Consider the following 10,220-nt stretch of genomic DNA (forward strand, 5'->3'; position numbering starts at 1 on the left):
CACACGATCACCTCGCGTGTCCGGCGGCGCGCAGATCCGCCGCCCCGGCCCGTTCAGCCGCCGTAGGCGCCCGAGGCCGTCAGGCGCAGAGCCGTGTCGATCAGCGGCACGTGGCTGAACGCCTGCGGGAAGTTGCCCACCTGGCGCTGGAGGTGCGGGTCCCACTCCTCGGCCAGCAGGCCGAGGTCGTTGCGCAGGGCCAGGAGCTTCTCGAACAGCTTGCGGGCCTCGTCCACGCGGCCGATCATCGCCAGGTCGTCGGCCATCCAGAACGAGCAGGCGAGGAACGCGCCCTCGTCGCCGGGCAGACCGTCGACGCCCGCGTTGTCGCCCTCCGTCGGGTAGCGCAGGATGAAGCCGTCCGGCGTGGACAGCTCCCGCTGGATCGCCTCGATGGTGCCGATGACGCGCTTGTCGTCCGGCGGCAGGAAGCCCATCTGCGGGATCAGCAGCAGCGAGGCGTCCAGCTCCTTCGAGCCGTACGACTGCGTGAAGGTGTTGCGCTCCTTGTCGTAACCCTTCTCACACACGTCCCGGTGGATGTCGTCGCGCAGTTCCTTCCACCGCTCCAGCGGGCCGTCGGCGTCACCGGACTCGATCAGCTTGATCGTGCGGTCGACCGCGACCCAGGCCATCACCTTGGAGTGCACGAAGTGGCGGCGCGGGCCGCGCACCTCCCAGATGCCCTCGTCCGGCTCCTGCCAGTGGCCCTCCAGGTAGCGGATCAGCTTGAGCTGGAGCAGCGAGGCGTAGTCGTTGCGCGCGAGGCCCGTCATATGGGCCAGGTGCAGGGCCTCGGTGACCTCGCCGTACACGTCGAGCTGGAGCTGGTGGGCCGCGCCGTTGCCGACCCGGACCGGGGCGGAGTTCTCGTAGCCCGGCAGCCAGTCCAGCTCCGCCTCGCCCAGCTCGCGCTCGCCGGCGATGCCGTACATGATCTGCAGGTTCTCCGGGTCGCCCGCGACCGCCCTGAGCAGCCACTCGCGCCAGGCGCGGGCCTCCTCGCGGTAGCCGGTGCGCAGCAGCGAGGACAGGGTGATCGCCGCGTCGCGCAGCCACGTGTAGCGGTAGTCCCAGTTGCGGACGCCGCCGATGTCCTCCGGCAGGGAGGTGGTGGGCGCGGCGACGATGCCGCCGGTCGGGGCGTACGTCAGGGCCTTCAGCGTGATCAGCGAGCGGATCACGGCCTCGCGGTAGGGGCCGTGGTACGTACAGTGATCGACCCACTCGCGCCAGAAGTCCTCCGTCGCCTCCAGCGACTGCTCCGGCTCGGGCAGCGGCGGCGGCTCCTTGTGCGAGGGCTGCCAGGAGATCGTGAACGCGATCCGGTCACCCGGGGCGACCGTGAAATCCGCGTACGTCGTCAGAGACTTGCCGTAGGTCTCGGCGGATGTGTCGAACCACACGGAGTCGGGGCCCGCCACGGCCACCGTGCGCCCTTCGTGCTTGTGCACCCAGGGCACCACCCGGCCGTACGAGAACCGCATCCTGAGCGCCGAGCGCATCGGCACACGGCCCGAGACGCCCTCCACGATCCGGATCAGCTGCGGGGCGCCGTCACGCGGCGGCATGAAATCGGTCACCCTGACCGTGCCCCGCTGGGTGTCCCACTCGGATTCCAGGACCAGCGAGTCACCGCGGTAGCTGCGCCGGGCGGCGGTGGGTGGCTGCTGGTCGGAGGCGTACGCGGGGCCGAGCCGCCAGAAGCCGTGCTCCTCGGTGCCCAGCAGGCCGGCGAAGATGGCGTGCGAGTCGAAGCGGGGCAGGCACAGCCAGTCGACCGTCCCGTCCCGGCAGACCAGGGCAGCGGTCTGCATGTCTCCGATGAGTGCGTAGTCTTCGATGCGCCCGGCCACGTGCAACTCCAGTCGAACGGCCACGTCACCCCACGAGGGGGCTGTCGCTAGTGCGGTCAAGGGGGGTTTCAGCAGGTCTTGCAATGCGTCGTTGAGCTGTGAAGCAAAACAGGTCACTCAGCCGTGACGCAAAGCGCCAATTCTTGCTCAACGAACTGACGAGCTCACGTTGTTCCGGCGCTCACGGGCGGGGGGTGGTGCCGTTGGGCCGGGCGGGCTCGGCAGCGAGTGTCCGAGCAGGATACGACGCACGCAGATGATCTGTGTGCCGCTCCGGGCAAGGCAGGTACGCCGAACGAGTGAGCAAGGGGTGAGAGACCGGTAACGATGATCGCCTCCGTGTCGGCGTGTGCGCGGAGCGTGGCCGGAAGCCATCGCCCCGCGGCGCTGATACGCTGGTAGCCCGTGGACCGGTGGGCCAGCAAACCCCCGAACCGCAGCGACGGCAACCCCCGGAGAAGCCTCCGGCAGGCAGCCGCACCGCACCCCCAAACCGCGACCACGGGAGCCCCCTCTTGGCCATGCCGCCCGCTGCTTTTCGAAACTCGACGACCAAGCACATCTTCGTCACCGGGGGTGTCGCCTCCTCGCTCGGCAAGGGCCTGACGGCCTCCAGCCTCGGCATGCTGCTCAAGGCCCGTGGTCTGCGCGTCGTGATGCAGAAGCTCGACCCGTACCTGAACGTGGACCCGGGCACGATGAACCCCTTCCAGCACGGTGAGGTGTTCGTCACGAACGACGGCGCCGAGACCGACCTGGACATCGGCCACTACGAGCGTTTCCTCGACCGCGACCTGGACGGCTCCGCCAACGTCACCACGGGTCAGGTGTACAACACCGTGATCGCCAAGGAGCGGCGCGGCGAGTACCTGGGTGACACCGTGCAGGTCATCCCGCACATCACCAACGAGATCAAGCACCGCATCCGCCGCATGGCGACGGACGAGGTCGACGTCGTGATCACCGAGGTCGGCGGCACGGTCGGCGACATCGAGTCGCTGCCGTTCCTGGAGACCGTCCGCCAGGTCCGTCACGAGGTCGGCCGTGACAACGTCTTCGTCGTCCATATCTCGCTCCTGCCCTACATCGGGCCCTCGGGTGAGTTGAAGACGAAGCCCACCCAGCACTCGGTTGCGGCCCTGCGCAACATCGGTATCCAGCCGGACGCGATCGTGCTGCGCTGCGACCGCGAGGTGCCCACCGCGATCAAGCGGAAGATCTCGCTGATGTGCGACGTCGACGAGGCCGCCGTCGTCGCCTGCCCCGACGCCCGCTCGATCTACGACATCCCGAAGACCGTGCACGGCGAGGGCCTGGACGCCTATGTCGTTCGCAAGCTGGACCTGCCGTTCCGGGACGTCGACTGGACCACCTGGGACGACCTGCTCGACCGTGTCCACAAGCCCGACCACGAGATCACCCTCGCGCTGGTCGGCAAGTACATCGACCTGCCCGACGCCTATCTGTCGGTCACCGAGGCGCTGCGTGCCGGCGGCTTCGCCAACCGGGCCCGCGTGAAGATCAAGTGGGTCACCTCCGACGACTGCAAGACCCCGGCGGGCGCGGCCCAGCAGCTCGGCGACGTCGACGGCGTCTGCATCCCGGGCGGCTTCGGCGACCGCGGCGTGCTCGGCAAGGTCGGTGCGATCAAGTACGCCCGCGAGAACAAGATCCCGCTGCTCGGCCTCTGTCTGGGCCTGCAGTGCATCGTGATCGAGGCCGCGCGCAACCTGGTCGACATCCAGGACGCCAACTCCACCGAGTTCGACCCGGCCACCGGCCACCCCGTCATCTCCACCATGGCCGAGCAGCTCGACATCGTCGCCGGCGAGGGCGACATGGGCGGCACGATGCGGCTGGGCATGTACCCGGCCAAGCTGGCCGAGGGGTCGATCGTGCGCGAGGTGTACGACGGCAAGGAGTACGTCGAGGAGCGGCACCGTCACCGGTACGAGGTGAACAACGCCTACCGGGCCGAGCTGGAGAAGAAGGCGGGTATCCAGTTCTCCGGCACCTCCCCGGACGGCAAGCTCGTCGAGTACGTCGAGTACCCGCGCGACGTCCATCCGTACCTGGTCGCCACCCAGGCACACCCGGAGCTGCGCTCGCGTCCGACGCGTCCGCATCCGCTGTTCGCCGGGCTCGTCAAGGCCTCGGTCGAGCGGAAGACTTCGAAGTAACACACCAGTTGTACGGTGGCCGGGGTGCATCCCTTCAAAGGGTGTGCACCCCGGTTTCTTTTCAGCAGGTCGGGTCGGGTACGTGGAAGGACAGGCATGACGATCAAGGACACCCCGGAGGAGTGGGAGGTCCGGGCGACGGACACCCCCTTCGTCGGCAACAAGACCTCCGTCCGCACCGACGACGTGGTCATGCCCGACGGCACCGTGGTCGGCCGTGACTACCAGGTCCACCCCGGCTCCGTGGCCGTCCTCGCCCTCGACGAGGCCGACCGCGTCCTGGTCCTGCGCCAGTACCGCCACCCCGTGCGCCACAAGCTGTGGGAGATCCCGGCCGGTCTGCTCGACGTCCCCGGCGAGAACCCGCTGCACGCCGCGCAGCGGGAGCTGTACGAGGAGGCGCACGTCAAGGCCGAGGACTGGCGGGTGCTGACCGACGTCTACACCACTCCCGGCGGCTGCGACGAGGCCGTACGGATCTTCCTCGCCCGCGATCTGTCCGAGGCCGAGGGCGAGCGCTTCGCGGTCGAGGAGGAAGAGGCCGACATGGAACTGGACCGGGTCCCGGTCGAGGACCTCGTCCGGGGCGTACTGGCCGGCGAACTCCACAACAACTGCCTCGTGGTGGGCGTCCTGTCCCTGGTCGCCGCCCGCGCGGGCAACGGCCTGGACGCACTGCGCCCGGCCCAGGCGCCGTGGCCGGCGCGGCCGTTCGAGGCGTAGGCGCTCCGCTGGGGGTGCTGGGACAGGTGGGTGCCGCGAAGGCCGTTGGTCGGGTGCGGTGTAGCCGTGGCTGGTCGCGCAGTTCCCCGCGCCCCTTCGAGGCGCGGCCCCCACGCTGTCAGTCCTACGATCGGCTGATCCGATCGGGGGATGTGGCTGCCGTGCCCGTCGTGCTCCACCCGGAACGTTGCAGAGCGTGAACTAGGCTCTGAGGCACGCCCGAACCGGATTCCCGGCGGGCTTGCGTGCGTGGGACGGGAGTGTGGCCCGTGACGGATCAGGTCGTGGAGACAGGCGACGTGCGGCTGACCGGACACGCTGCCGGCGAGAGTCAGTTCCTGGGCCGCACACGGGAGTTGAAGGAACTGTGCGCCGACATCGAGCGCGCCGGCCTGGACACCCTCGCCGGCCGCAAACCCCCACGCGCGCGGGTGCTGCTCATCGCCGGCCGGCGCGGCTCGGGACGCACCGCACTCGCCGAGGAACTCGTGCACCAGGTCGCGGACCGTTACCCCGACGGGGTATTGCGCGCCCGCCTGACCGACCCCGACGGCACCCCCGTACCCGTCGAGCGCGCGGCCCGTGAGCTGCTCGCCGCCCTGGACCGGGTGGCCCCTGCCGGGGCCTGCGGCGACGACCTCACCGACACCCTGCGCAGCGCCCTGGCCGACCGCCGCGCGCTGCTCCTGCTGGACGACGCGGCCGACGCCGAGCAGGTCGACGCCCTGCTGCCGGACACCCCGGATTGCCTGGTCGTCGCGGTCTCCGAGGGCCCGCTGACCGGCATCTCGGACGTCCGCCCCTGCACTCTGGGCGGCCTGGACGCCAAGTCCGGAGTGGAGCTGCTGTCCCGGCACACCGGCTCGGTCCGCATCACCGTCGACCCCCGGGCCGCCGAGGGCCTGGCCGAGGAGTGCCAGGGGCAGCCCGCCGCGCTGATGCTGGCGGGCGGCTGGCTCGCCGCCCGCCCCAAGGCGGCCGTCCTGGACCTCGCCAAGCAACTGCGCACCGACCCCGCCGAGGGGACCGCCCTGAGCCGGGTCTTCCGCCTCGCCTACGACGTCCTGCCCGCCACCCCCGCCAGGATGCTGCGCCTGCTCGCCCTCGCGCCGGCCGGACTGGTCGACCCGCAGACCGCCTCCGCGCTCGTCGGCTGCTCGGTCGACAGTGCCCGCACCACCCTGGACGACTTCGTCGCCCTCGGCTTCCTGCACGCGGTGGACTCGCCGCTGCCCCAGTACGAGGTCCCCGGCTGTCTGCACCCGATGCTCCGCGTCCTCGCCGGGCACCACGAGCGTCCGGCCGAGCTCCGGGTGGCCCGTGCCCGCATGCTGGAGCGGACCGTACGGCTGCTCCAGGCCTGCCGTGCCATCACCGAGACCGACAGCCCCCAGGCACGCCAGAAACTCCTCGACATGCCGCGTGCCCTGCGGTTCGCCACCCCCCGGGCGGCCGCCGACTGGCTGCGCCTGACCCGGCCCGCCCTGCTGGCCTCGGCCCGGCTCGCGGTCGACGACGGGGAGCTGGACACCCTGGCCCGGCGGCTGATGTCCCAGCTCGTGCGGGCGATGGCGGCGCACGTCGGCACCCAGGCGGCCGCGCCCGACCTCTACGACATCCACAGCCTGGTCCTCGATGTGGCCGAGCGCCGCGACCTGCCCCGCGAGCGGGCCGCCGCCCTGCTCAACCTCGGCGATCTCGACGCCCGGACCGGCCGCACGGCCGACGCGCTGGTGCGCTACCGGGCCGCGCTGGACGCCGGACGCGAGGTCGACGACCCGTACGCCGCCGGACGGGCGATGGAATCCGTAGGCGGCGCGCACCTGGAGCTCGGCGACTTCGACCGGGCCGCCGACTGGTTCGGCCGGGCCCTGGTCGAGCGGCTCGCCCGGGGCGAGCGCGCCGACGCCGCCCGGCTGTACGGGCGGATCGCCGCCGCCCACACCTTCGCGGGCCGCTACGGCGAGGCCCTGCGGAACTGGCGCGCGGCGATCTCCGGGCACCGCAAACTCGGCGACGTGGCCGCCCAGGCGCGGGCCCTGAGCGAGTTGGCACGGGTCCAGGAGTACGCGGGCCGGCCCGACGAGTCGCTGCGCACCTGCCGGGAGGCCGTGGAATGGGCGCGGCGGGCGGAGGACACGCGATTGCAGGCCGCGCTGCATCTGCGGGTCGCCGACACCCTCGAACGCCTGGGCGACCCCGCGTCGGCAGGGCTGCATCGGGGCGCCGCCGAGCGGCTCTTGGGGGAGGTAAACCAGGAAGATGACGCTGACGCCTGCGAAATCCGTACCGCATCCGCTGAAGATTGATGCAATGAAAGGCTAGACAGCGGGAACACCTTCATTAGACTGGCTCTGCCGCACGTTCTCCTGCGGTCTCTCCCGGTGTGCCCGTGCGCGGCCGGGTATGCCTAGTAATGCCCCCATACCCTCTGAGCCAAGGACCGTGATCGACGTGAAGGTCGGCATCCCCCGCGAGGTCAAGAACAACGAGTTCCGGGTGGCCATCACCCCCGCCGGCGTGCACGAGCTGGTGCGTCATGGCCACCAGGTCGTCATCGAGCGCGGCGCAGGCGCCGGCTCCTCGATCGTGGACGAGGAGTACGTCCTCGCCGGCGCCCAGATCCTGGGCACCGCCGATGAGGTGTGGGCCGCCGCCGACCTGCTGCTGAAGGTCAAGGAGCCCATCGCCGAGGAGTACCACCGCCTCCGCAAGGACCAGACGCTCTTCACCTACCTGCACCTCGCCGCCTCCAAGGAGTGCACGGACGCCCTCCTGGAGTCCGGCACCACGGCGATCGCGTACGAGACGGTCGAGCTGCCCAGCCGCGCGCTCCCGCTGCTCGCCCCGATGTCCGAGGTCGCGGGCCGGCTGGCCCCGCAGGTCGGCGCCTACCACCTGATGCGCGCCAACGGCGGCCGGGGCGTGCTGCCCGGCGGCGTCCCCGGCGTCCTGGCCGGGCGGGCCGTCGTCATCGGCGGCGGTGTCTCGGGCTGGCAGGCGGCTCAGATCGCCATCGGCATGGGCTTCCACGTGACCCTGCTCGACAAGGACGTCAACAAGCTCCGCGAGGCGGACAAGATCTTCGGCACGAAGATCCAGACCGTCGTCTCCAACACCTTCGAGCTGGAGAAGGCCTGCCTGGAGGCCGACCTCGTCATCGGCGCCGTGCTGATCCCCGGCGCCAAGGCCCCGAAGCTGGTCACCAACGAGCTCGTCTCGCGGATGAAGCCCGGAAGTGTCCTTGTCGACATCGCGATCGACCAGGGCGGCTGCTTCGAGGACTCCCGTCCGACCACCCACGCCGAGCCGACCTTCCCGGTCCACGAGTCGGTCTTCTACTGCGTCGCCAACATGCCCGGCGCGGTGCCCAACACCTCCACCTACGCGCTGACCAACGCCACGCTGCCGTACATCGTGGAGCTCGCGAACCACGGCTGGGCGCAGGCGCTGCGCCGTGACCCGGCGCTGGCCCGGGGGCTCAACACGCATGACGGCAAGGTCGTTTACCGCGAGGTCGCCGAGGCTCACGGCGTGGAGCACGTGGAGCTGGCCTCGCTGCTCGTCTGAGTCCGGGAGGCCGGTAAATCGGCTAAGTCATCAACCCGTAAAGGCGATACGTCAACACGGGCCGTCAACGCCGCGCACCCGGCCGGACCTTGCCCGACAAGGTCCGGCCGGATGTGTGTATGGTCACTTCGCGCTTCTCGAGCAACTCGCCTCGAACGTAACCCTTCAACCGATTCGCACACCGGTGAAACCTGCCGTGCGACGGCCGTACGCCCTTGACAGCGGGATGTTTCATTGCCGACACATCGGGCCGGGTCCGGCGGATTGTGTTGCTGCGGACGCCCGACACGCCATAGAGTCGCCAACCGTCGGCATGGTGCCACGCTGACCTGTCTAGAAGTTTCCTGGTCACCAAGGAGGTAAGACGACTTGTGAATGAGTCGACATTTACTCCCGGGGGTGGTCAACCAGGAATGCCTGCACGGGACCAGGGGCCCGCGGGATTCGCGGCTGTCGGCTCCGTCGCTGTGCGCACCTTCGCAGCCCACCAGAGTCAGCAGGCGACTCACACAGCACACCAGAAGATGGATGGCCATCACGTGAACGCCATGGCCGGCGGCGGAAGTGGCGCGCCCCACAACCAACTCGCCGACTACGACGACCTGCCCGAGGGGCACTTCTACGACCCCGACGCGGAGTACGAGCCCGACCCCGAGTACGCGGCCACTCTCGCGCCCGACGCGGCCAGACAACGCCGGGAGCGCATCGGTCCGACCGGGCGCCCGCTGCCGTACTTCCCGATCCCGGGACCGTTGGGCGACCACGGTCCCGCGAAGATCATCGCGATGTGCAACCAGAAGGGCGGCGTCGGCAAGACGACGTCGACCATCAACCTGGGTGCCGCGCTCGCGGAGTACGGACGCCGGGTCCTGCTCGTGGACTTCGACCCGCAGGGCGCGCTGTCGGTCGGTCTCGGCGTCAACCCGATGGAACTCGACCTCACCGTCTACAACCTGCTCATGGAGCGGGGCATGGCGGCCGACGAGGTGCTGCTGAAGACGGCGGTCCCCAACATGGACCTGCTGCCCAGCAACATCGACCTGTCGGCGGCCGAGGTCCAGCTCGTCTCCGAGGTCGCACGCGAGTCGACATTGCAGCGCGCCCTGAAGCCGCTGCTGCCCGACTACGACTTCATCGTCATCGACTGCCAGCCCTCGCTCGGCCTGCTCACGGTCAACGCCCTGACGGCCGCGCACAAGGTGATAGTGCCGTTGGAGTGCGAGTTCTTCGCGCTGCGCGGTGTGGCGCTGCTGACGGAGACCATCGAGAAGGTCCAGGAACGGCTCAACCCGGAGCTGGAACTCGACGGGATCCTCGCCACGATGTACGACTCGCGCACGGTGCACAGCCGTGAGGTGCTCGCGCGTGTCGTCGAGGCGTTCGACGACCACGTCTACCACACGGTCATCGGGCGCACGGTGCGCTTCCCGGAGACCACGGTCGCCGGTGAGCCGATCACCACGTACGCCTCCAACTCCGTCGGTGCCGCCGCCTATCGCCAGCTCGCCAGGGAGGTGCTCGCCCGGTGTCACGCCGAGTGAGTCTGCCGGGGGCCGACGAACTCTTCCGTACGACAGGGGGGATGGGGCTGCAGTCGTCCACGCCCAGGCGCCAGGCCAACGGCGACGCCAGGGTGCCCGCTCCGGCGGGTGAGGGCGACGCGGCGGCTGCCGCGGAGGACGCGCCGCAGTCGGTGCCCGCACAGGGCGGCGACGGCGAGGGCGCCGAGCATGTGGCGGCGGACGCGGAGTCGGCCGATGCCGGGGAGTCCCGCAGCCGCTCAGCGGCCGCGGAGCGCTCCGGCTCCGGGCGGCGCCAGGCGGCGCAGGAAGGTTCTGCCGCCGCCTCCGCGGGCGCGGCGTCACGCAAGCGCGGACGGGCGGCCGCACGC

At 70.4% G+C, this 10,220-nt stretch carries 6 protein-coding genes and 1 pseudogene; 6 read left to right on the forward strand and 1 reads right to left on the reverse strand.

Features of this window, described 5'->3' with window-relative positions:
- Positions 1-53 precede the first annotated feature (53 nt).
- On the reverse strand, positions 54-1,856 hold the full coding sequence (locus ACFTZL_RS33545) for a glycoside hydrolase family 15 protein (protein WP_382498082.1): 1,803 nt from the start codon (positions 1,854-1,856) through the stop codon (positions 54-56).
- Positions 1,857-2,377: 521 nt separating this feature from the next.
- Between ACFTZL_RS33545 and ACFTZL_RS33550 the strand changes: the two genes are divergently transcribed.
- The 6 genes and pseudogenes from ACFTZL_RS33550 to ACFTZL_RS33575 form a co-directional block, all read left to right on the forward strand.
- Complete coding sequence (locus tag ACFTZL_RS33550; protein ID WP_382590633.1) at positions 2,378-4,036, forward strand: CTP synthase; 1,659 nt, start codon at positions 2,378-2,380, stop codon at positions 4,034-4,036.
- Between the two features lie 96 nt (positions 4,037-4,132).
- Positions 4,133-4,759: an NUDIX domain-containing protein gene (locus ACFTZL_RS33555; RefSeq protein WP_382590621.1), complete on the forward strand. Its 627-nt coding sequence runs from the start codon at positions 4,133-4,135 to the stop codon at positions 4,757-4,759.
- A 269-nt stretch (positions 4,760-5,028) separates the two neighbouring features.
- The gene (locus tag ACFTZL_RS33560; RefSeq protein ID WP_382590624.1) at positions 5,029-7,068 is read left to right on the forward strand and encodes a tetratricopeptide repeat protein; all 2,040 of its coding nucleotides are present in this window, start codon (positions 5,029-5,031) and stop codon (positions 7,066-7,068) included.
- Between the two features lie 136 nt (positions 7,069-7,204).
- Positions 7,205-8,329 (forward strand): alanine dehydrogenase, encoded by a 1,125-nt coding sequence (gene ald, locus ACFTZL_RS33565; protein ID WP_382590627.1) that lies wholly within the window; start codon positions 7,205-7,207, stop codon positions 8,327-8,329.
- 413 nt (positions 8,330-8,742) lie between these two features.
- Complete coding sequence (locus tag ACFTZL_RS33570) at positions 8,743-9,870, forward strand: ParA family protein (protein WP_382590630.1); 1,128 nt, start codon at positions 8,743-8,745, stop codon at positions 9,868-9,870.
- Positions 9,855-10,220, forward strand: a pseudogene (locus ACFTZL_RS33575) (hypothetical protein); the annotation flags it as partial. The gene ACFTZL_RS33570 and the pseudogene ACFTZL_RS33575, both read left to right, overlap by 16 nt.

It is taken from the genome of Streptomyces sp. NPDC056948 (genome assembly GCF_042674225.1).
GTDB lineage: Bacteria > Actinomycetota > Actinomycetes > Streptomycetales > Streptomycetaceae > Streptomyces > Streptomyces purpurascens.

Bases quoted from the DNA above. Each gene is read 5' to 3' on its own strand.
- ACFTZL_RS33570 (WP_382590630.1), top strand. From the start codon at position 8,743: ATGCCTGCACGGGACCAGGGGCCCGCGGGATTCGCGGCTGTCGGCTCC.
- ACFTZL_RS33550 (WP_382590633.1), top strand. From the start codon at position 2,378: ATGCCGCCCGCTGCTTTTCGAAACTCGACGACCAAGCACATCTTCGTC.
- ACFTZL_RS33555 (WP_382590621.1), top strand. From the start codon at position 4,133: ATGACGATCAAGGACACCCCGGAGGAGTGGGAGGTCCGGGCGACGGAC.